Below are 23,064 nucleotides of genomic sequence, written 5' to 3' on the forward strand. Positions count from 1 at the left end.
TGATAACGCTGTCATAACTATTCGACTTGCGGGATCGAAAACCCTTTCGGTCCCGTATATTTTGTGAGCAACAACTCATAAGGCTTGTAACCCCCGCTTGCTAAGCAACGCTCAAGGCATGGTCACTCCGTCTTATCATGGGCGACCAAATACAAGTATCGGACGAAGCTGCTCTTGCGTACTTGGCAGTCATCTGTCACCTGCCAGCCCGTCTGCGCCAGCTTATGTTCCAGAGGCGAGGTTGCGACAACTACTGCTCTTGGCGCAAGCCGTCCAAGCGAGCTCAGCATCGCAAGTTCTTCTTCCTCGGGCAGCTTGGAGCACAGATTGTAAGGCAGGTCCAGCACGGCTGCATCGTACCTCCCCGCAAGCGTCAGCATGTCCGCCTTTACAGCCAATGTTGTTGGGTAGCCGAAGTGAGCCAGATTGATTCTAGCTCCCCGAAGCGCCAATGGATTACGGTCGAACCCCTGCATCTGAATGCCCATCGATTGCGCTTCAAGAACGACAGTCCCGATGCCGCAGCATGGATCCACCGCAAAGATACCTGTCGGGTCTGGTACGGCGATGTTAGCTACAGCCCGCGCCACACGGGTACTGAGTGCCGTCGAATACTTCTGCGGCTTCTCGTTATGACGCAGCCATACAGCTTCCCCTGCCTCTGCCATACCCAACACCCAGCGTCCTCCTAAGTACGCAACGCCGAACAGCCGATCTGGCTGACGCATGCTTGCCGTCCCGCGGATGACCGCGCCTATCCGACGTTCAATCGCCCGCTTCTCTTCGAAGTCGGGATTGAAAGGCGAATCGCCCGTATCCGCGTACAGCACCTTAAACGTCCCGCCGCCAGCATCGAGTCCAGGTGCCTGCTCCGCCAGACCATCCAGCGTTTCGCTTGCCGCTTCCACTTCAATTCGCATCTTGATAAAAGGGCTCCGCGACGGCGGCACCTTACGTGTGCTCACCACATAGCGGAAGCCCTCAAACTTCGCCCATTCCATCTTCGGAATACCGAGCAGCGCGCGCAATTCCATGCCGCACAGCTCTGCCTCATCTTCGTGATGGGCATATACATACACATACTCGCTCATCATCTATTCGTACAGTGCGTCGCGCAGCCGAGTCGACATCGTCGACATCGCCTCTGGCTTGCGCGCTGCTGCGCCGCTCTTGCCCTTCAATCGGTGCAGCTCGCGCTTCGCGCTCGCAAGCTCCGACTTGCACTGCGCCAGCTCCTGTTTGAGCGATTCCACTTCGCGCTGCAGTCGTTCATTATGTTCCGCAAGCTGTGCGAATTGTTCGCTGCTTGCCTCATTACTATCGTTTGGTCGTACCTCGTTTGCCATAGCCGATCATGATCTCCTTCGTGACACGTACGTTTATATTTTGCGATTATAATAGACCGTGATGCCAGAATAGACGATACCTGATATTGCGATACAGAGCACGATGCCATTCTTGAACGTCTCGCCTTCAAATGAAAGCGATGGAATCCGCCCAAGCAGGATGCACACCGCGATGCTGAACACGAGAACAAGGTAAGCCTTCTCTGATGCAATCTGCAGAATACGGCTTCTGCGCTCATCCTTCTCCCTCGGAAAAATAACTAAATAGTACACCAAAGATACGCCGAATGCCAACAAAATAATCGGTGTCATAATCGTCATGAACAAGTTCATTTAAGAATCTCCTCCTATACCGGATTGATATTGAAAGACGAGGTTAATATCCGTATCGAACAGCTCCGCCAGACGAAAGGCAAGCATTAAGGATGGATTGTAGCGATTCGCCTCCAGCGAGACAACCGTCTGCCGGCTGACGCCAAGCCGTTCGGCCAGCTCCTTCTGCGACCATTTGCGCTGGGCACGAAGCACGTGGATGTTGTTCATAAGCGAGCCTTCCATTACGAACCTCCTTCCATAGGATTCCAATTTATGATCTGAGTGTAATATAATTTTGTCATAGTGTCAAATATATATTACACTTTAAACACAAAATAGGCTGCCCGCCCAGCGCGTATAAAGCGTTGGACAAGACAGCCTTTCAATGGTTGCTCGATGTTATTGTTTATCGAATAGGTGCCGATACACTAGCCAACCTTGCTGCACGCATGCGTGCAATCAGAATCTGACCCGCAATATAGGCAAGCACGGCAAGCTGTGGAATGATCGTCTCCCATGTCGGATAAATGCCAAGCCAGCTTATGGACGGCACCGATGCCACATGATGCGATGGCAGCGTTCCCGCCACTTGAAGCGAATGAACGCTTTCGCCCAGGAATCGGAACACGAGATAATAGATCAATACCGATGCCGTCAGGAAGAACAGACGAATCGGCAGCTTCACGCTGAATGTAATAATGATATATCCAAGCGCGATAAGCAATGCGAATGTAACGCCGAACCCTAGCGCTAGCTGCCCTGGCGCGATGGACGGCGCCATTCCGATATAGAAGATGGTCGTCTCTGCCCCTTCGCGCGCAATCGCAAGACACGAAACGGCGAACAGCGACCACAGGCTTCCGCGACGGAGCGCTGCACCCATCGTCTTGTCAATGTATTGATTCCAAGCCTGCAGGTTCGCTTTACCGTGCAGCCAGCTGCCCACGGTAAGCATAAGAATAACCGATCCTAGACCCGCGTAACCTTCGATCATCTCGCGCGTGCTGCCCGAAGATGCCTTCGTCACTACGTATGTGAGCACCAATGCCATCACGCCGCTAATGAGGAAACCGGACCATACGCCCGACCATACCCAGCCGCGTTTGTTCTGATTGCCCGTCTTCTTCAAGTAGGATAAGAGCGCTGCAAGGACGAGAATCGCCTCCAACCCTTCCCTGAACAAAATCGCGCCAGCATCCCATGCCGTATATTTCGCATCCGCGACAAAAGGTGTCAGTTCGCTCTTCATTTGCTCGACGAGCGCCTCCGCCTTATCAAGCTGCGGCGGATTAGCCACCAAATAGCCTGGAGCCTCTGTCATCTCGATCTCGATGCTCCGATAGACCGAAGAGGAACGGATCGATACTTGGCCTTCAACGTTCGGCCACATCGTAATGAACGACTGCAGCTTCGCCTCCGCTTCAACCGCACGCTCCGATTGGATCAATGCAGTTGCTTGATCCAACACTGCGATCAAATCCGCAACCGTCAGATCGGAGTTGGCCGATGCAGCTGCAAGCTTGCCTGCAGCGTAGTCGTTCAAATAGTTGATCAGCGTTTCGGTCTCTGTCTTCGCCTGATTCGCGCGCGGCGGTTCCGCTCTCAGATCGATCCGAATCATGCTGATATGCGTCTCGATGCTGCCGTAGACCGTCGTATTATCCTCGCGAATGGACTGCTCGGATTTAGCCCATGCGCCCTCCAGTATCCGATAATCAGCATTCGCAGCCGACCATTCCTCGGTTTGGATATGACCGAGCAGCGTGCGAAGCGTTGGCACAAGGCCTGCCGCCGCATCCGGCCCAGTCGGCGTATTATCAGCTACCGATGCCTTCTTATAGGCATTGACGGCACTCGCTAGCGCTGCAAGCGTCTTCTTCGCCGCGGCGGGGTCTGTCTTCGAATCTGCAACAGCCAGTGCTGCGGCGTTGAACGCTTCATCGACCTTCGCAGCCAGCTCTGACTTCCCGGCGTTCACCGTCTGCCATTCACCGCTAGCTTCATTGATTGCTTGGACGGCTGCCTCGTGGTCGTCGCGTCCGATATCGACAAGCGCCCCGCCGACAAGCGGGAGGATCTTCCCGAGTGTCTCTGCCTGCGCTTCATCCAGCTGCTGTACATTACTTGCCTCTGCTGCATATGCAATTGCTGAACTGCTGACAGAAGCGATAATCAGAACCGCTGCCGCTAGTAGAATCATTATCCTTTTCCATTTACTCCGTTGGCCCAGCATTCTCGTTGCTGGCTGCTTCAGCTGTTGACGTATCCACATGCGAGCACCGCGTCCTTTCTCCTACCTGCTGTGAACAATCGAACAGACCGATCCAGCTTTCAATCAGCCGCATCGGTCTGTTCCACTGCTATTGCTATCTATATGAGTCCGTATGCATGACAGAATAATCTAGAGCAGCGTATCTCCGATATAGCCGCCTTCCTTGACTCCTGGGAAGCAAGCAAACAGCGCGCTGCCGTTATGCTCGATATACTCGTTCAGACGGTCGCTCGCAGCAAGCGTACGCTGCATCGGAATGAACTGCTTCGCCACATTGCGATTGAACGCAACGAACAGCAGCCCTGCGTCCAGCTGTCCCGTTCGTGTATCCAGACCGCTTGAATAAGAGTAGGAACGTCGCAAAATTTGAACTCCGTTCTCCTTCGCGACGCGAATATGCGCCCCCACCGGAATAACAGGCTTGCCTTTCTCGTCCTTCTTCTCCAAGTCTATCGGATCAAATTCTTGCTCGCCGCCAAGCGGCGCGCCGCTCGTTCGATAACGTCCGAACGTCGCCTCTTGCTCGCCAAGCGTCGAACGATCCCATACCTCGACGCGAATGCGGATGCGGCGTACGACCATGTAACTGCCTCCCGCCATCCACTGTGGACCGTCGCTGGACTGCGTCCAGACAACCTCATTCATCTTCGCTGCATCGGTAACGTCAGGATTGCCCGTTCCGTCCTTGAAGCCCATCAGGTTGCGTGCCGTTCCGCCGCTTGGGTCCGCGCCGCTAGTTCGTTGGAAGCCTTCCTGCGTCCAGCGAAGCGCTGCCTTACCGCGTGCAACACGGGCCAAATTCCGGATCGCGCGGAACGCTACTTGCATATCATTCGCGCAAGCTTGAACCCCAATGTCGCCGCCTACCCATTCCTTGCGCAGCGCATCACCGTTAAAGGCTGGCAGGTCTTGAAGCTCAGCAGGTTTGCGGTCAGCAAGGCCAAACCGTCCGTCGAAGAACGATGGCCCGACACCAAACGTCAGCGTAGTCTTGGATGGCTGTAATCCCGCGGCTTCACCCGTATCCGAAGGCGGTACATTCAAATTCTCGTTATCTTCACCTAACATGCCGCCCTGCGTAATAACAGCCGCAGCAGCCGTCCAATCCTTGAACAGCTTGCGCACTTCATCAATAGAGGACGCTGTCACATCAAACGATGCGAAGACGACGAAATCCTGCGCCGGCGTTACAATACCTGCTTGATGCTCCCCATAGAAAGGAATCTCTTCATGGTAGCTGCTATTCGTGGGTGAAGCAGATGCTGAAGCGCTGTTGTCTTGATTTGATTTGAACAAAGCGCCGACACCGGCGCCGCCGAGCAAGAGCCCCGCGCCGCCAATACCGGCCATCTTCAACAGATCGCGACGGCTGATGTTACGACTGCCATCCTCGCGATTGCCGTTATCTTGTTTGCGATTCGCTGCCATAGCTGCTGTTATACCCCCAGCGCTTTGCCCATCTGGGACAGCGGCTCCGCCAATGCGTCGAGCGCTTGGCTCAGCTCACGCGTATTGTCTTCCTTCAGTTCCGTGAACAACACATAGCCGTCCCCGGATTTATATTTAGCCAGCAGCGCTTCAAGCGCTGTGAATTTCTCGCCAATCGACTTCTCCAGATCCGCATCTTGGCTGGCAAGCTCTGGCTTCAGCAGCTCATAAATCTTCTTCGCGCCCTCTACATTGGCAACGAAATCATACAGGTCCGTATGCGAATAACGTTCTTCTTCACCTGTTACTTTGGACGAAGATACTTCGTTCAGCAGTTCAACAGCACCTGTCGTCAGCATAGCCGTATCGACTTCAACCGTCTCCATGAGCGCACGGAGCGATTTGACGTCACTCAGCAGACGATCTGCGAACTCCTCCGTACCTGCTGTCTTGTTATCTTCCCATAGACCTTTCTCGATTCGGTGGAAACCGCGCCAGTCAGCAGCCTCAACATCGCCATCGCGTGCGTCGATGTCTGGGTCGAAGTTGCCAAGCGCTTCAGCGATAGGCTCGATACGCTCATAGTACATGCGCGTCGGAGCGTAAAGCGCCTTCGCCTGCTCCAGATCGCCGCCTTTCACGGCTGCAACGAATTTCTCCGTCTCTACGATGAGCTGGTCGCTCTGTTCAATCGAGAACTGGCGGTATTGCTCAAGTACATCCTTCAGCTTGGCATTCAAATCAGACGAATCGGATGAAGTCTGTGCCGTATCGGCTGGCTTAGCCGCCGTGTCCGTTTCCTTGGAATTATCAGAAGAACAGCCTGTGAATACAACAGACATGGCAAGTACGAGTGATGCAAACATCAATTTGGCTTTCATAACAACGACATCTCCTTAGGCGGTTATATGTATTCGTTCACTTAGAACGGAATGGGCACGCGATATAAATCTCATCACGGAGTATATTCGAAAGTGATAATCATTGTCAATAAGTATAACGGCATAGCATTCCCTTTTCTACAGGATATCGCTAACATTACTCAACTGTTAGAACTTGTTCACAAATGGGCTGTCTCCCATACGGACGGGCATTATGCTGCATAAGGTATGAAATGAGAGCTTGTACGTTTCTTTGGGATGGTTCAAGGAGGAGATGGCATCTGTGTTTGTGTTCGAATTTGAGGTGGGCCTCATTGCAGGGATATGCATGATAGGAATCATCGGGCGAATGCTGTACTGGAGAAAGCAGTGGCTTGAATCTTTTCTACGGACAGATGAAGAGCCGGATGGCTGCTATCAGGTCGTCATGCGCACACGGTCCCCTTATCACAAGATTGCAATTGCAGAGAGTGAAGGCGTCTATCATCTCTATGCCGACGGCATGAGGATGATGAGCACGAATGAAGCCGAGGAGCAGTATGCAGAGGCCATGGTTCACGTACCGATGGCTGCTGCTGTCAATCGAGAGGCTGTGCTCATTATTGGCTCCGGTACGGGGACTACAACCCGCGAGATGCTTCGCTATGAAGACGTAGAGACCCTAACAGCCGTTGATCTCGATCCGATGATCGTCGAACTTGGGATGAACTATGAACCTTTCGTCAGCTTCACGAATGACGCACTGCATGATATACGCGTGAACAACGTACTAGGGGATGGCCGTACTTATATCGAGAACTGCAGCGACCGCTGGGATGTCATTCTCATCGATCTGCCCGCTCCTTCCTCATTGGCATTCGAGTTGTCCAAGCTTTTCTCGGTTGAGTTCTACCGGCTGCTCAAAGCAAGACTTAACCCCGGCGGAGTCATCGCAATTGCATGTCCCCTCGTCTCGCTCATGCCGGAGTATGTCGCAGCCGTGCAAGCTACGCTGAGAACCGCCGGGTTCATGGTCACCCTCTATCATGCGAATGATGTTGTCGACTTTGCAATTAACAACGTCATCTGTCTTGCCACCTTGAGGCCAATGCCATTGGAATCGATCAAGCCCCTTAAGGAGCTCAACCATTGGTCTAAGGAGCAGTTGGCTGACATGTTCGTCATCCCCCGTTATCTGCGTACCGATTGGGACGAGGATGAGGTGCAGACAGACCGAAACACGCTGCTGATCGATATCGTTGAGCATGAGTTCGACGACTAGTTGGGATAGTGCACCGCACATTCTTCAGATTCACACAAACGGTTCGCATCACAAAAGAGCGGCCCCTGTCTTATTCAGGACCGCCCTTTTCATGACTACTATTAGGAAGACTTGTTCTTGTTGTAGATATCGAAGCCAACTGCAGCGAGCAATACGAGTCCTTTGATGCCTTGCTGCCAGTCGATGCCTAGACCAATGAGCGACATGCCATTGTTCATGACGCCCATTACGAGACCGCCGATGATAGCGCCGATAACCGTACCGATACCGCCGGATGCCGATGCGCCGCCAATGAAGCTAGCTGCGATAGCGTCAAGCTCGAAGTTCGTGCCTGCTTTTGGCGTAGCCGCATTCAGACGAGCTGCGAAGATGAGACCGGACAATGCTGCCATAACGCCCATGTTCACGAATACCCAGAACGTCACTTTCTTCGTCTTAACGCCGGACAGGCTTGCTGCCTTCTCATTGCCGCCGAGCGCATAGATATGACGACCCATGATCGAACGGTTCATAACGAACGAGTAGATGACAACGAGTGCGAACAGAATAATGAGAATGTTCGGGATGCCTTTATACGATGCAAGCACATACATGAACAGGTTAATAACCGCAACGATAACGACAAGTTTGGCGATAAGCCCTTTGCCGGACGACAGCTCGAATCCGTAACGCTTCTGCAGCCTGCGGTTGTATACTTCAATGCCGATATAAACAAGGGACATGACGATGCCTATTATAATAGTAAGGAAATTTAGCGAGCCAACTGTAAAGTCAGGCAGGAAGCCCGAGCTAATCTTCTGGAATGCCTTCGGAAACGGTGCGATCGACTTGCCGTCAAGGACGATCATCGTCAGACCGCGGAACAAGAGCATGCCTGCTAGGGTTACGATGAATGACGGTATCTTCACATAGGCGACCCAGAAGCCCTGCCATGCACCGACGAGCGCGCCGAGTACAAGCGAGACAACAATCGCCAAGTAGAACGGCATGTTCATGTCGACCATCATGATACCCGCTAAGGCGCCTATGAAGGCGGCAACGGAGCCGACCGATAGATCGATGTGACCGGTGATGATGACAAGCACCATACCGATGGCGAGCACGAGAATGTAACTATTTTGCAAAATCAAGTTCGTGACGTTCAGCGGCTTCAGCAGAATGCCGTCGGTCAGAATCTGGAACAGTACCGTAATAAAGACGAGTGCGATAATCATGCTATATTGGCGCATATTGTTCTTGAACATGTTAAGAAGTGTACCCATGCTGCATTACCCCCTGCTCTTCGTCATCAGCTTCATCAGCTTCTCTTGCGTCGCTTCCTCACGGGTGACCTCACCGGTAATACGCCCTTCGTTCATGACGTAGATCCGGTCGCACATGCCGAGAATTTCGGGAAGCTCGGAGGAAATAACGAGAACGCCTTTTCCTTCCGATGCCAGCTGGTTGATGATCGTATAAATTTCGTATTTGGCTCCAACGTCAATACCGCGTGTGGGTTCGTCTAGAATGAGGATATCCGGCTCGGACAAAATCCACTTGCTGAGCACGACTTTCTGCTGGTTACCGCCGCTCAAGTTGCCGGTCTTCTGATGAATGCCGCTCGACTTGATATTCATTTTTTTGCGGAAATCTTCTGCGATAACGACCTCGCGGTTCTGATTCACCACGCCGCGCTTCGACAGCTTCGGCAGACTCGTCAACGAGATGTTGCGCTTAATATCATCGATGAGGACAAGCCCATAGTGCTTGCGGTCCTCGGTTACATAAGCAAGACCTTTGTTAATCGCGTCGCTGACGGATTTGAATTTGATTTCTTTGCCATCCTTGAACACTTTACCGCTAATTTTCTTGCCGTACGCGCCCCCGAACAAGCTCATCGCCAGCTCCGTGCGACCCGCTCCCATCAGCCCCGCAATGCCGACTACTTCACCCTTGCGAATGTTGAAGCTGACATTGTCGATGACCTTCTGGTCTTCGCGCTGCGGATGGTAAACGTTCCAATTCCGAACGTCCAGAATGGTGCCGCCGATGTTGGATTCCCGCTCTGGGAAACGCTGCGTCAGATCACGACCGACCATGCCTTTGATGATCCGGTCTTCATCTACTCCGTCGAGCTTCTTGTCCAATGTCTCGATCGTCTTGCCGTCGCGAAGAATCGTGATGGAATCGGCAACCCGCTCGATTTCATTGAGCTTATGCGAGATGATGATGCTCGCGATGCCCTGCTTCTTCAGCTCGAGCATGAGCGCCAGCAGGTTGTCGCTGTCATCCTCATTCAGCGCAGCAGTCGGTTCGTCCAGAATGAGCAGCTTAACGCGCTTGGCCAGCGCCTTGGCGATCTCTGCAAGCTGCTGCTTGCCGACGCCGATATCTTTGATGAGCGTGTTCGGCGATTCATACAATCCTACCCGCTGCAGCAGCTCTCTTGTGCGCAGCGTCGTTTCGTTCCAGTTAATAATGCCGCCGCGGGAACGCTCGTTGCCGAGGAATATATTTTCCGCAATCGACAAGTATGGGATGAGCGCAAGCTCCTGGTGAATAATAACGATACCGAGCTCTTCGCTTTCTTTAATGTTGCGGAACTCGCATACCTTGTCCTTGAACAAAATGTCGCCCGTATACGAGCCGTGCGCATATACGCCGCTCAACACCTTCATCAGTGTCGACTTCCCTGCTCCGTTCTCGCCGCACAACGCGTGGATCTCGCCTTCCTTGACCTTCAGGTTAACGTCCTCCAGCGCCTTCACGCCCGGGAACGTCTTGGTGATGCCGCGCATTTCTAAGATGTATTGGGACATGTTCGCACCTTCTTTCCATGGAAACAGCTTAGAAGAGGGCACTGCTGTTGTGGTTGCCTGTGACTGCGCATGGCCCTCTTCATCGGCCGATTTGTATTACGATTATTTGGACAGTTGATCTTGCGTGTAGAAGCCGCTGTCAACGAGAACTTGTTTATAGTTAGCAGCGTCTACCGATACTGGCTCGAGCAGGAACGAAGGCACAACCTTCACGCCGTTGTCGTACGTTTTCTCGTCGTTGACTTCAACTTTCTCGCCTTTTACGACTGCGTTTGCCATTTGAGCCGCTTTCTTCGCCAGCTCACGCGTATCTTTGAATACCGTTTGCGTTTGCTCGCCTGCGACGATCGATTTCACCGAAGCCAGCTCCGCGTCTTGGCCCGTAATGACTGGCAGCGGCTTGCTCGCCGAGCCGTAGCCTACGCCTTTGAGCGAGGACAGGATGCCGATGCTGATGCCGTCATATGGCGACAGAACTGCATCTACGTTAGCGTTTGCATAGTTCGCGCTAAGCAGGTTGTCCATACGGGATTGTGCCGTTGCGCCATCCCAACGAAGCGTTGCGACTTGCTCCATCTTCGTCTGGCCGGATTTGACTACCAGTTTGCCGGAATCGATGTAAGGCTTGAGTACCGACATTGCGCCGTCGAAGAAGAAGTAAGCATTGTTATCGTCAGGCGAACCTGCGAACAGCTCGATGTTGAAAGGACCTTTGCCGTCTTTCAGGCCGAGCTTCTCTTCGATGTACGAAGCTTGCAGCACGCCAACTTTGAAGTTATCGAATGTTGCGTAGTAAGTGATGTTGTCCGTTTTCTTGATGAGTCGGTCGTACGAGATAACCGGGATGTTCGCATCAGCTGCTTTCTGCAGCACGTCCGTCAGCGATTCGCCATCGATAGGCGCAACGACAAGCGCTTTAACGCCCTTCGTAATCATGTTCTCGATCTGCGATACTTGGTTCTCAACAACGTCCTCAGCGTATTGAAGGTCCGTACCGTAGCCGAGCTTCTCGAGCTCTGCCTTCATGCTTGCACCGTCATTCACCCAGCGCTCAGACGATTTAGTCGGCATCGATACCCCAACCGTACCGTTCGCGCCATCCGAGCTTGAGCTCTTGCCGCATGCAGCCAGCATAATTACCATGGAGAGCGCCATTACTAATATCAACATTTTTTTCATTCGTCGTTTCCCCCTCGACCTCTATGAAATTAGTTCGATGATTTTGGCCCCCGATCAACGGGTGCATACGCAGTATATCAAGCAGGTCCACATGCGGTATTTACAATAAATCAGCACTTTTTATAAAAAACGAACTTTGTTGTGAAGCGCTTTCAATTAGGTTTATGGCGCACTCGGCAGCGTTGGCCCTTCTCGTAGGTGCACTTTTGCACCTAATAGCGCTCTCAGCGGCGCTGGCTCTTCGCGTTGGTGCACTTTTGCACCTACTGGCACTCTCAGCGGCGCTGGCTCTTCGCGTTGGTGCACTTTTGCACCTACTGGCACTCTCAGCGACGCTGGCTCTTCGCGTAGGTGCACTTTTGCACCTACTGGCTTAGGGTTTTTAACAAGAGCAGTGGCAAGCCGTCGATAATTTATGCAGCACAAAAAAACAGTCGATCACAATGATCGACTGCCCCGTAATTATCGTCTATCCATTTTTATAGCCCGAAATGCTCCCGGACCAATCGAAACTGTTCTTCAACACTCAAATCAGTCGTTCTCTTGACCGTCTTGATTCCAGCCTCGATACAGGCTTTCGTAATCGCATTCGAAAATTTCACATTGGTCTTATTGGCATGCTAGACCGTTGCTACTCGATCTGCAGTAAGATTAATGACGTCCAATATCATCTTGTGATCTTCCCTAAAGAAATATAACCGCTCGATCTCATCATCCGACGTATAGAGGCATATCATTCTTTCTTTAGGAATGAAGGGCAGAATATGTTCCGGCATGATCCCCAGATCAATAATGATGGGGCGATCGGCAGGCATTCGCAGCAAATCAACAACGAAGAATTCCATCATTTCTACCACAAGGTCACACAACCATTGATATTTGACATCCGTAGGTCTGTTAAACCACTCATCCCAATCAAGACCGGGATGCGGATCCTGAAGAGCATTTCATAACTTCATCTGGCAGCGTTTGAAAGCCTAACTCCTCAACGAACTTCTTGGTCATGGTGGTCTTGCCCGCGCAGCAGCCGCCATTCAACCAATATACATGTTTTAATTGTTCTCTCAGATATACTACATTCAAGAAAAATAAAAAAACCGTCCTCAAATTGGGACGGTTACATGTGCTGCATCATTCACTCTAACCAAACAAACTAAGCAATGCATATGCACCGAACGAAAAGATGATCAGTCCTGATAGCCGGTTGATCCAGGTTAAAGATGATGTGTTGATACGCTGATTAAACAGACCTACAATGGAGCTAAGAATTAGCCACCAGAGAGCGGAACCGGTGAACACACCGATGACCAACGTTAGTGCTGAAGCTGAACTCGTTTGCGTTAGGCCTAATCCTGAGAAGATGCCAATAAAGGATAGGATCGTAATAGGATTCGTTAGTGTGAGTAGAAATATCGAAGAATAGGCACCAAACAAATGTCTGCCTTGAACATTCGCCGGTTTATCCGAAGCGATAGATGTAAAGGTTCGAACGCCTAGATAGCAGAGGAACAATCCGCCCGCCAAATGCAGCCAGAACTGCAGCCCCAGCAAGAAATTCATAACAATCGATACCCCGAGTCCAGCAACAAGTCCATATACAGCATCCGCACTCGCTGCCCCTAGGCCCGAAAGCAACCCATTTACTCGCCCTTGCGCCAACGTCCTCCGGATCACCAATACCCCAATCGGCCCAACAGGCGCCGCAATCGACAACCCAATGACAATCCCCTTCAACAACAAACCAAACTCCACCACGAATCACCCTTCATACGACAACATAGCCCATTCACACCAACTAACTAATTTTACCAAACAAAGAAACAGCTCGCATAGAGCTGTTTCAGTCCAATCATTAAATAAATATAGCGAGCTTAACAGCAAGCTTGAAAATCATTCATGCAGCGAGCTGAATTATAAACAGCGAGATCCCCCTAGTTCCCACCCTCCGCGGAGCGGAGTGATGTTTGCGCATGCACCCAAGTATGTCAGGGAACGAAGCAGGTGAAAGATTCTGGAGAAACGAAGCTTATGCTTCCGAAGCAGCTTTTCTCCGAAAAGCTTTAAGTGTTCGCCTTTGTGTCCGGATTGTCTCCTCTTCTGATCTTACATAATCAGAACAATCTGGACACAACAGCGATCGGAAAAACTTTCACCTTCGTAGTGACCGCTCCTCATAGTAAGTTTTTACCCCTGCCCCTTCAGTCGAAGGCCCCGCCCTTCCGATATTGAATCGGCGACACGCCATTCATCTTCTTAAACGCCGTACTAAAATAATGCTGCGTATCGTACCCGACCCGCTCCGCTATCTCATTAATCGATAGCTCCGTCCCGTTAAGCAGCTGCACCGCCTTCTTCATCCGAAGCTGCGTCAAATATCCGACGAATGTCATACCCAATTCCTGCTTCAGCAGCCGACTCACATACACCGGCGATGCCTGCAGCGCATCCGCCATCGATTCCAGCGTCAGCTCCGAATCGCTGTAATGCTCCTGCAGAAACTGCTTCGCACGTCTCACGAGCGGTGACAGCGTCATATCGCGGTAAACCGCCGATTTTGCAGTCTCATACGTTTCTGCCAGCTTATCTAATGGCCCGTTGAACGTCTCTGCCTGTACCTGCACGGGCAGCTTCAGATGTGACCTCACGGCTTCCTCGATTTCCGGGAATATGCGATCCGTAGGCTCTCCCCAGATAATCATAACCGTCAGCCCCGCATCATCGCGGAACAACACCTTCTCGTAACCTTCCAGCAGCTCTGCAGCAATATTCTCAATCGCGAAGCGGAATAGCTGCCGCTCTTTCTCTGGCATTAACGGCGCACCGGTGACCGTCTCCGGCCAACGGATAACGCCTACAATCTGAGGCGAAGACCCAGGCAGCATCAGGAAGCGAAGCTGTTCCTCCACCTCCGCTTCTGTCAGCTGACCCTTAATCCACTCCAGACAGAACCTCTCCCGCAGCAGCGGAAAATTACGCGTAATCTGCTTCGAGGCATGCTCAAGATGCTGCTGCTGCGTACGGCTATTCGCCAGATCTTCACGGATACGTGTCAGTACTTGCGTCAATTGCTCGGGATTCGTCGGTTTGAGAATATAATCGTCCACGCTGAGCCGTATCGCTTCCTGCGCATATGCAAACTCGTCATGGCCTGTAATAATAACGATTCGGCATTCCGGCAGCTTCTCCCGAATATGCTTCACGAGCGTTAATCCATTCATAATTGGCATGCTCAAATCAACGAGCAGCACATCGATTCCCAGTTCGATGGCCAACTCCAATGCCTCTTCCCCATCTTCCGCTTCCGCTGCAACCTCCATATCGAGCGCTTCCCACTTCACCGCATCTCGAATGCCCCAGCGGATAATGGCCTCATCATCTGCGATGAGCACCTTCCACATGGCAGCGTCCATATCGTTACACCCTCCCCAAACTGAATAACTCATTCTCAGTCTTTATCGAACTAACGCCCGCAGCCCGCAAGATCCTATTTGTCCAAATAGCGAATAATCGGATGACGGATCGTCACGACCGTGCCTTGTCCTACTTGGCTCTCAATCTTAACGCCATAGATATCGCCGAACGCAATTCTTACCCTGGCCTGCACATTCATCATGCCGTAGCCGCTTCCGCCTTCACCGCCTGACGAACTACCGCCGCCTTGTGAGGAACCACCCAGCAACACATCGGCAGCAGGTTTATCTGCATTCTTGCCGTAGGTTTCCCGCTGTATGCCTATACCGTCGGGCGAACCGCCTTCCGAGGAGATCGATTCGAGCTTGCTCAATAGACGTGCCAGCTTGTCCGGCGGAATGCCAGCGCCATCGTCTGCGACACGCAGCAGCACCGCACCGTCTTCTTCCTTAGCCGACACATCGATAACACCAGGACCGCGGCGCTCTTTAACGCCATGATAAATCGCATTCTCGACAATCGGCTGCAGCATCAGCTTCAGCACATACAAGTCAGCAACAGCTGGATCCAGTGAAACCGTGAAGCTGATTTTGCCGCTGTAGCGCGTCTGCTGAATGTTCATATAGCTGCTGATATGCTCGAATTCCTCCGCTAGCGGAATCATGTCGCTTCCCCGGTTCAGTCCGATACGGAACAGCTTCGAGAGCGAGCCTACGACATCCGCAACATCATCCGCATTGCGCCGCCGCGCCATCCATTGAATCGTATCAAGCGTATTGTACAGAAAATGCGGCTTAATATGCGCCTGCAGGCTGCGAAGCTCCGCTTCGCGTTTTTGCCGTTCCTGCAACTCCGTTAATGTGATGAGGCGATTGATCTGCGCCAGCATGAGGTTAAAGCTCCGTCCCAGCTTGCCTACCTCGTCCTGCCGGTCTCCCCAATATCGTATCGTAAGATCGCCGGATTCTGCTTTTTGCATAAAAGACATCAGCTGACCGATGGGCCTCGACATGGAATGGGACAAATAATACGATGCCGTTATGCCGAGCAAACAGACGAGAAACGCGAAACTGATAACATAGAACCGGATTTCACGCATTTCGGACACAGGCTCGTCGCTCGGGAACACCCCAACTGTCATCCAATTGGTGAAAGGTGACGTCCGATAAATAAACTGCAGACTTCGACCATCCACCTTAGCCGAATACGTACCCGAACTGGCTGGCGCTATGCCGTTCTCTGCCGGAGGTTCCGGCAGTGTCTGCAGCAGCGGATGGTCCGGTGCATAAATTGTATCGCCGCTGTCATCAACCACCATCAGATAACCGGATTTGCCAAGCCGCACATCCTTCACGGTTTCCGCGAAGACACGCAGCTTCAGATCGATCATAATAACACCTTTCACATCCTGGGTAATCGGATCGACAACCGCACGGACGAAAGAAACGACCTCACTATCTTTATAATCAACGTGGGAAGCTAGATTGCGTCCCGAAGGATGCCCGATGATACGGAAAATCCCTTTACTCTGTACACCTTGCTTGTACCAGTCGTCCTCCGTCAAGCTTTTCGTCGACCGCACGTACATTTCATTACTGATGTAACTGCCCTTATCATTCGCAATGACGATGCTTGCTACTTCCGTATGCAGTGTCGTGAAGCCCGTCATAAACGTGCGAATGGCCATCTCGTCATATTTGCCATGCTCCATAAACTGATCGACGTTCGGATCGAAGCTGATCAGATACGTCATATTTTGCGCGTTCTCGACGTAGTGCTCCAAGTTATCATTTACTTTGCCGATCATCTGAATCGTATAATCGTTAACTTGTCGCTCGATAATTCGGCTTGCCGTCCAATCGATCAAGACGCCAAGACCGATGGCAGGCAGAATGCCGATCAGCAGAAAATGAATAACGAGCTTGTACCGAATCGGCTGATTGTTTAAGGAGAAGCCGCTCCATTTCATAAAGGACCGTCCCCCCGCCTATTTCGCATAGTATTCGTCTACATTTTGCTGCGTCACGACGTTAATGCCTGTATCGACCTGCACCGGAAGCGGCGACATCGTCGTCGTCTGCCAACTCGCAGCCTGTACGAGCTCATGCTTCATGTGGAACAGAAACTGCAGCGACCAATAACCCATGCTCCACGTTCCTTGCGCCATTGTCGCATCAATTCTGCCGTCCTTCACCATGTCCAGCGTCCCTTTGTCCGTATCGAAGCTGACGATCTTCACCTTCTCGTTGCCAAGCGATTGTATCGCATCCCCCACACCAACGCCGCCATTAGCCTCTGTTATAAAAATACCGCGTAAATCCGGATATTTCGCGACCAATTGGATGGCTGCATCATGCGACGTGGATCGCTGCGCCTTCGCATCGACGACCGCGACCACCTTCATATTCGGGAACTCCGTACGAATCGTATCTTTGAATCCTCTTGTCCGATCCTCGAGATTCATCTGGTGCGGCTGATACAGAACAGCGACATCGCCCTCGCCGCCTGTCAAGTCAGCCATCGTCCTCGCAGCAATAACGCCGGCGCGGTAGTTATCGGTTGCTAGCAGCGAATAGGCCCTGCTCTCCGTTGTACCTGAGTCGAACAACACGACCGGAATGCCCTCCTTGATCGCTTTGTTAATCGTCGGATTGAGCGCCTCTGGATTAATCGCAGTCAACGCTATGCCCGCTGGCCGCTTCGCAATCACCTGCTCAAGTACCGTGATCTGCTCCTGCAGATCGTACTTCGTCGCGCCGCGATATTCGACGGACACATTAAGCGCCTCAGCTGCATCCTCGAACCCTTTGAGCACGCCTTTCCAGTAGTCGATACCGGATTGGAACGTCACCATTACGTATTTCTCGTCAATGCTGCCCCGAAGACCGCCCGTCGTCTCCCATGGATTGTCATCGTTCTTGCTCGTTTGATAATTGATGACATACACAATAAAGGACATGATCAGTAAACCATAAATAAACATCAGCTTCTTCAAGCGATGTAACCCCTTTCATCTTTCGAGTTGTGCGAATAAGGCCTTTAGACAGTATATCCGAAACTTTGTGAAAAAAAAGAGCTTGTCTCTATCTCATGCTGCTGCATGATATGGAGACAAGCTCTTTACACGAACCGCTTCAGTCGTACATTTAGATCGCCAGACAGATTGCACCTTGCTGACGCACATTGATCGTGAACGTCTCCGTACCAAGCGCTCCGCCGATAAATTGGGCATACTCATTCGCCTTAGCATCTGGAACAATCGCAAGAATGACACCCGCGAAGCCGCCGCCGTGAACGCGGCATGCACCGTCGCCAATCTTGCGCAAATATTGCTCCGTCAGCGCAAGGGCAACCGTTATGCCCTGTTCGCGCGGGTCAGAGTCCCGATAGCAGTTCTGCAGCCATTTCCACGACGAGTTGCCCGACTCGGTAATAAGAGCAAGGAACTTACCGATCTCATCGTTTCGAAGCGCTTCCGCCTGCTCGTCCACCCGACGATTCTCCTCTAGAAAATGCAGCGCCCGCAGCACCGCACGGTCGCCTGCTTGCTCACGAATCTTACCCAGATTCTCGTAAATCTGTTCTGCCGTAATGTCCCGACACACCTTACCGCCGAGAATACGAGCCACCTCGAACATCTCGTTAGGCACTGCTGCGTAATCAGCCGTCAGATCGGCATGATTGCCGCCAGTAGCAACGATGACAAGCGAATAACCTTTGTCACGGAACGGGTAGTCGATCGGTTCAATGACAGGCTGGGCCGGGTTCTTGAAATCAATCGTAATGAGGCCGCCATAAGCGCAGGCCATTTGATCCAGCATACCGGATGGCTTGTTCCAATAACGGTTCTCCGCAAATTGTCCAATGCGCGACATCATAACGGCATCCAGCACGCCATCGTTATAATACGTGCTCAGAATCGTGCTGACGAGCATTTCGAACGAAGCCGACGAACTAAGGCCCGACGCCGACAGCACATTACTCGATACGTAAGCATTAAAGCCACCAATGTGGTAGCCGAATTCGAGGAACCCTGCCGCAATGCCGCGAACGAGTGCCGTCGTGCCGCCCTCGCCCTCGATAGGTCCCAGCTCGTCCAAATCGACGACCGTCTGACCCGGGTAGCCTTCGGATACAATCGTAATGCGGCGATCCGATACAGGCGCGGATGCAGCAATCGTATCGAGATTAATGCTTGCTGCAAGTACTTTGCCATAGTTATGGTCGGTATGGTTACCGCCAATTTCGCTGCGTCCAGGCGCACTGAACAGACGAACGTCATCAGCGCCGAACAATTCCTCGTATTGAGTCAGCAGCGAGCCGTAGCGGCTCGTCTGCATATCAAGCATATCCTTGCCGTAAAGGTTGGTCAGCATTTGCTGACCTTCCTGCGATGCGATGCGTTCCTTCATCAATTGCGTAGCTGCCATATCGGTCATCTCCTTGATCGTGTCAGTTAACATTTCTATTTTACAAAAAAGCGACTGTCCCCTGCCACCGCCAATGACGATGACGATAGGAACCGCCGCTTTAACGCGCCTTCGCGTACTTGTATTCGTGCCAACTGATTCATTTCCTGCTGCTGCTCGTAAGCTTTTGTCGTTTGTTGATCGCTTATCCTTGCGGTACGTTCTCCGGTTCCTTCAGCGTCTCCAGCGATTTCAGCTTCCGTCCTTCGAAATCGAACAGCGTCAGATTCGACCAGTTATTGCCATGCCCAACGGACCATTCCGGCTTGGATGGAATCCAGCATGGCTCCCAATAGTGGAAGCCGATGCCGCGACCGTTCGGCGTCGATTGAATGACGCTAATGAAATCGCGCAAATAATCCGATTGCCCCTGCACGCTTGCTGGATAGCCAGCATGCAGCTGTTCCTCTTTACTGACGATAAAAGAGAGCTCGCGATTTTGTGCAATCGTCCACGGGTACGCTGTTTCAACAACGACGATGTCTTTATCATAGCGGAGCGCAAGATCCTTCAGATTGTTCTTTAGATCATCCAATGTGCCATGCCACCACGGATAGAACGACAGACCGATCGTATCGAATTGGACGCCAAGCCGTTCGAACCGATCATAGAACCGCCGGCTTGCCGCATTGTCGCCGCCCCGGTCAATATGGATCATGATGTTCAGATCAGGCTCAACCGCCTTCGCTGCCTCGATGCCCGCCTTCACCAACGCTGCGAACTTCTCCCACTGCACATCGTTGTCATTCGCCTCACCATCGACGCAGCCATCTCCCCATAGCATGCCCGGCGTAATCTCATTGCCGATCTGGACCATGTCAGGCATCGTTCCTTGTGCCTGAAGCTCGGTTAATACGAGACGAGTATAATCATACACGGCTTGCGTTAGCCTTTCAAAATCAAGCGACTCCCATGCCTTCGGCTTCGTCTGATGCGCCGGGTCTGCCCATACGTCCGAGTAGTGGAAGTCGAGCAGAAAATGAAGCCCCAGTGCCTTAATTCGCTTCGCCATAACGAGTGTCCGCTCCAAGTTGCAGAAGCCGCCCGGCGGGTCATTCCAAATGCGAAGGCGGATGGAATTGACGCCATTCGCCGCCATAATATGAAGGCAGTCACGCTGCAGGTCGCCCTCGTAGAAAGCGCCTCCGCCCTGCTCGATCTCATCTAGAAACGATACATCCATACCTTGAATTCGTACACTGCTCATCGGAACAGACAACCCCTTCGCCATGCTAATTATTCTTTAACCGAACCAAGCACGAGACCTTTAACGAAGAACTTCTGCAAGAACGGATAGACAAGCAATACTGGCATTGCGCCGATGAAGATTTGTGCCGCGTTTACCGTTTTCTGCGAAATGAGAGCCATACTCGCCGGGTCCAAACTCATCGAGGTTAGATCTCGTTGAATAATAACCGTCTGCAGGAATGTTGCCAACGGATACTGGTTAGAGCTGTTCGTATAGAGCAGGCCGTCGAACCAAGAATTCCAATGGAACACGATGCTGAACAAGCCGAGCGTTGCAATCGCCGGCATCGACACTGGCAGGAAGATGCGGAACAATGTCCTGAAGTGACCAGCTCCGTCGATCATTGCAGCCTCTTGCAGTTCCTTCGGAATACCGCGGAAGAAGTTCATCATCAGAATCGTCAAGTAGATATTCACCGCGCCCGGAAGCACGAGCGCCCAGAACGAGCCCATCAGGTGAAGCTTCTGAATGACCATATAGAACGGCACCAGTCCACCGTTAAATACCATCGCGAAGACAAAGATCCAAGAATAGATCGTCCGGCCTTTGAATTCGCTGTTCTCCTTCGCAAGCGGGTACGCCGCCATAAAGGCGAGCAGCAGCGTCAGCGACGTCCCAAGAACAGTACGCTTGACCGATACCCAGAGCGAATGCAGGAAGATCGGATTATCGATCGTCTTCTTGTAGGCTTCCAGCGTGAATTGCACCGGCCAGAGGTTTACAAGATTGGCATCCGCGGCCGACTTGGCACTGAACGATACGGCCAGCACATGGACCAACGGAATGATGCAAGCGATCGACAGAAGCAGAAGACCGATGGTGTTGAATACCGTGAATACTCGGTACGATAATGTTTTATGATACATGTCTCTCTCCCTCTCACGTCATTAGAAGATTCGGTAATTGGCCCATTTGTACGCGATCCGGTAGGACACAAAGATGAGCACCATGCTGATGACCGATTTGAACAATCCGATTGCCGTCGCGAAGCCCATGTTGCCTCCGAGAATACCAATTCGGTAAACGAACGTATCGAGAATGTCTCCCTTATCGTAGACGAGTCCGTTGTACAGGTTGAAAATTTGGTCGAAGCCTGCATTGAGCACGTTGCCGAGCGCAAGCGTGCCTACGACGATCGTTATCGGCATGATGGACGGGATCGTAATGTGCAGCGTTTGCTTCAACCGGCTTGCGCCGTCAACCTCGGCTGCTTCGTACAGTGCCGGGTTAATGTTAGCCAATGCCGCCAAGAAGACGATTGCGCCGTAGCCGAACTCTTTCCATACATCCGAGACGATGACCGTTACGCGAAACCAATTGCCATCACCCAGGAAGAAGATCGGTCCGATGCCTATCGATTCGAGAATCCGATTAATGAAACCTCCATCGGTCGACAGAACGTTGAGCAGAATGCCGCCGAGAATGACCCACGACAGGAAGTGCGGCAAGTAAACCATCGTCTGTACGTACCGTTTGAACAAATCTTTGCGTACTTCATTCAAGAAGATCGCGAATGTGAAAGGCGCTACCAGATTGAAGAAGAGCTTGAGCACGGCGATAACGACCGTGTTCCAGATCACCTGCATGCTGTCCTCGCGTTCGAATAGAAATCTGAAGTTATCCAGCCCAACCCACTTCGACCCTCCGATGCCAAGCCGCGGTTTAAAGTCCTGGAATGCCATGACGATACCCGCCATCGGCAAATAACTGAAAGCGATCAAAAACAGCAGTGATGGCAGTACCATCAAGTGAAGCGGCCAGTATTTCTTTAGATGTGTCATTCGCTCGTTCCCCCTGACTCGAGTCTCCAATGTAAACGTTTATGTTCGAATTATAGCAAGTGGGCTAGGAGGGTTAGTAGACATCAAACCCAACATAAATGGCACAATTGCAACCAATGTGTTGGACCTGCCTAAGTCCTCCCTGCAAGGAGGATTCTAGGGGCTCTGCCCCTTGGACCCCGTTGATTTAAACACCTGGAATTTATAGGGGCTCCGCCCCTTGAAACCCTGTGTTTTCCTAACTAGATTGATATTTCTAAACATTTACAACCAGATTTTCTACCCACCTAAATCCTCCCTGCTAGGGAGGACCCCCGGGGTTTCCAACCCCGGGACCCCGGAAGGGGCTGTCGGCAGGACTTAGGCGCGGTTGAGTTGACTCCGTGCTTGGGGACGCGTGCCCTTGCAGGGCACAGCTTTCTTTCGAGCTTTATTTCCTCCCTCCATCGCATGGGAGGACCCCCGGGGTTTCCAACCCCGGGACCCCGGAAGGGGCTGTCGGCAGGACTTAGGCGCGGTTGAGTTGACTCCGTGCTTAGGGACGCGTGCCCTTGCAGGGCACAGCTTTCTTTCGAGCTTTATTTCCTCCCTCCATCGCATGGGAGGACCCCCGGGGTTTCCAACCCCGGGACCCCGGAAGGGGTTGTCGGCAGGACTGAGGCGCGGTTGAGTTG

General features: G+C 52.1%; 21 protein-coding genes. 1 reads left to right on the forward strand and 20 read right to left on the reverse strand.

Going from position 1 to position 23,064, the window contains the following annotated elements; translation table 11 throughout:
* Window positions 1-122: 122 nt before the first annotated feature.
* The 7 genes from H8B09_RS28080 to efeO all read right to left on the reverse strand — a co-directional run bounded on the left by H8B09_RS28080 (window position 123) and on the right by efeO (window position 6,242).
* Window positions 123-1,079, reverse strand: coding sequence for a TRM11 family SAM-dependent methyltransferase (locus H8B09_RS28080; RefSeq protein ID WP_318152801.1), 957 nt, complete (start codon window positions 1,077-1,079; stop codon window positions 123-125).
* Between the two features lie 15 nt (window positions 1,080-1,094).
* Window positions 1,095-1,346: a hypothetical protein gene (locus H8B09_RS28085; RefSeq protein WP_191206900.1), complete on the reverse strand. Its 252-nt coding sequence runs from the start codon at window positions 1,344-1,346 to the stop codon at window positions 1,095-1,097.
* 33 nt (window positions 1,347-1,379) lie between these two features.
* Window positions 1,380-1,679: a hypothetical protein gene (locus tag H8B09_RS28090; RefSeq protein WP_191206901.1), complete on the reverse strand. Its 300-nt coding sequence runs from the start codon at window positions 1,677-1,679 to the stop codon at window positions 1,380-1,382.
* Window positions 1,680-1,904: a helix-turn-helix transcriptional regulator gene (locus H8B09_RS28095; protein WP_191206902.1), complete on the reverse strand. Its 225-nt coding sequence runs from the start codon at window positions 1,902-1,904 to the stop codon at window positions 1,680-1,682.
* A 163-nt stretch (window positions 1,905-2,067) separates the two neighbouring features.
* Entirely contained in the window at window positions 2,068-3,933 is a 1,866-nt protein-coding gene (locus H8B09_RS28100) for an FTR1 family iron permease (RefSeq protein ID WP_224754093.1), read from the reverse strand.
* 129 nt (window positions 3,934-4,062) lie between these two features.
* Window positions 4,063-5,361, reverse strand: coding sequence for an iron uptake transporter deferrochelatase/peroxidase subunit (gene efeB, locus H8B09_RS28105; protein WP_191206903.1), 1,299 nt, complete (start codon window positions 5,359-5,361; stop codon window positions 4,063-4,065).
* A gap of 8 nt (window positions 5,362-5,369) precedes the next feature.
* The gene (efeO, locus tag H8B09_RS28110; RefSeq protein ID WP_191206904.1) at window positions 5,370-6,242 is read right to left on the reverse strand and encodes an iron uptake system protein EfeO; all 873 of its coding nucleotides are present in this window, start codon (window positions 6,240-6,242) and stop codon (window positions 5,370-5,372) included.
* 274 nt (window positions 6,243-6,516) lie between these two features.
* On the opposite strand from efeO, the gene H8B09_RS28115 reads away from it, so the two are divergent.
* On the forward strand, window positions 6,517-7,503 hold the full coding sequence (locus H8B09_RS28115; protein ID WP_191206905.1) for a spermidine synthase: 987 nt from the start codon (window positions 6,517-6,519) through the stop codon (window positions 7,501-7,503).
* Window positions 7,504-7,604: 101 nt separating this feature from the next.
* Here the strand turns inward: H8B09_RS28115 and mmsB are convergent, their stop codons facing one another.
* The 13 genes from mmsB to H8B09_RS28180 form a co-directional block, all read right to left on the reverse strand.
* Window positions 7,605-8,765 (reverse strand): multiple monosaccharide ABC transporter permease, encoded by a 1,161-nt coding sequence (gene mmsB / locus H8B09_RS28120; protein ID WP_191206906.1) that lies wholly within the window; start codon window positions 8,763-8,765, stop codon window positions 7,605-7,607.
* Window positions 8,766-8,771: 6 nt separating this feature from the next.
* On the reverse strand, window positions 8,772-10,301 hold the full coding sequence (gene mmsA / locus H8B09_RS28125; RefSeq protein ID WP_191206907.1) for a multiple monosaccharide ABC transporter ATP-binding protein: 1,530 nt from the start codon (window positions 10,299-10,301) through the stop codon (window positions 8,772-8,774).
* Between the two features lie 102 nt (window positions 10,302-10,403).
* Window positions 10,404-11,480 carry a multiple monosaccharide ABC transporter substrate-binding protein gene (gene chvE, locus H8B09_RS28130; RefSeq protein ID WP_191206908.1) on the reverse strand — a complete coding sequence of 359 codons (1,077 nt, stop codon included), beginning with the start codon at window positions 11,478-11,480 and terminating at the stop codon, window positions 10,404-10,406.
* Between the two features lie 162 nt (window positions 11,481-11,642).
* Window positions 11,643-11,837: a hypothetical protein gene (locus tag H8B09_RS28135; protein ID WP_191206909.1), complete on the reverse strand. Its 195-nt coding sequence runs from the start codon at window positions 11,835-11,837 to the stop codon at window positions 11,643-11,645.
* 263 nt (window positions 11,838-12,100) lie between these two features.
* Window positions 12,101-12,337, reverse strand: a complete 237-nt coding sequence (locus H8B09_RS28140; RefSeq protein WP_191206910.1) for a hypothetical protein — start codon at window positions 12,335-12,337, stop codon at window positions 12,101-12,103.
* A gap of 283 nt (window positions 12,338-12,620) precedes the next feature.
* Window positions 12,621-13,232 (reverse strand): LysE family translocator, encoded by a 612-nt coding sequence (locus H8B09_RS28145; protein WP_191206970.1) that lies wholly within the window; start codon window positions 13,230-13,232, stop codon window positions 12,621-12,623.
* A gap of 446 nt (window positions 13,233-13,678) precedes the next feature.
* Window positions 13,679-14,890 (reverse strand): response regulator, encoded by a 1,212-nt coding sequence (locus H8B09_RS28150; RefSeq protein WP_191206911.1) that lies wholly within the window; start codon window positions 14,888-14,890, stop codon window positions 13,679-13,681.
* Window positions 14,891-14,964: 74 nt separating this feature from the next.
* On the reverse strand, window positions 14,965-16,860 hold the full coding sequence (locus H8B09_RS28155; protein ID WP_191206912.1) for a cache domain-containing sensor histidine kinase: 1,896 nt from the start codon (window positions 16,858-16,860) through the stop codon (window positions 14,965-14,967).
* Window positions 16,861-16,878: 18 nt separating this feature from the next.
* On the reverse strand, window positions 16,879-17,886 hold the full coding sequence (locus H8B09_RS28160) for a substrate-binding domain-containing protein (RefSeq protein WP_191206913.1): 1,008 nt from the start codon (window positions 17,884-17,886) through the stop codon (window positions 16,879-16,881).
* A 151-nt stretch (window positions 17,887-18,037) separates the two neighbouring features.
* Window positions 18,038-19,321, reverse strand: coding sequence for a galactokinase (locus H8B09_RS28165; RefSeq protein ID WP_224754094.1), 1,284 nt, complete (start codon window positions 19,319-19,321; stop codon window positions 18,038-18,040).
* Between the two features lie 184 nt (window positions 19,322-19,505).
* Entirely contained in the window at window positions 19,506-20,567 is a 1,062-nt protein-coding gene (locus H8B09_RS28170) for a glycoside hydrolase family 53 protein (RefSeq protein WP_191206914.1), read from the reverse strand.
* Window positions 20,568-20,596: 29 nt separating this feature from the next.
* Window positions 20,597-21,475, reverse strand: coding sequence for a carbohydrate ABC transporter permease (locus H8B09_RS28175; RefSeq protein WP_191206915.1), 879 nt, complete (start codon window positions 21,473-21,475; stop codon window positions 20,597-20,599).
* A gap of 21 nt (window positions 21,476-21,496) precedes the next feature.
* Window positions 21,497-22,390 carry an ABC transporter permease gene (locus tag H8B09_RS28180; protein ID WP_191206916.1) on the reverse strand — a complete coding sequence of 298 codons (894 nt, stop codon included), beginning with the start codon at window positions 22,388-22,390 and terminating at the stop codon, window positions 21,497-21,499.
* Window positions 22,391-23,064 lie beyond the last annotated feature (674 nt).

Origin of the sequence: Paenibacillus terricola (genome assembly GCF_014779765.1) — a bacterium.
GTDB lineage: Bacteria > Bacillota > Bacilli > Paenibacillales > Paenibacillaceae > Paenibacillus_T > Paenibacillus_T terricola.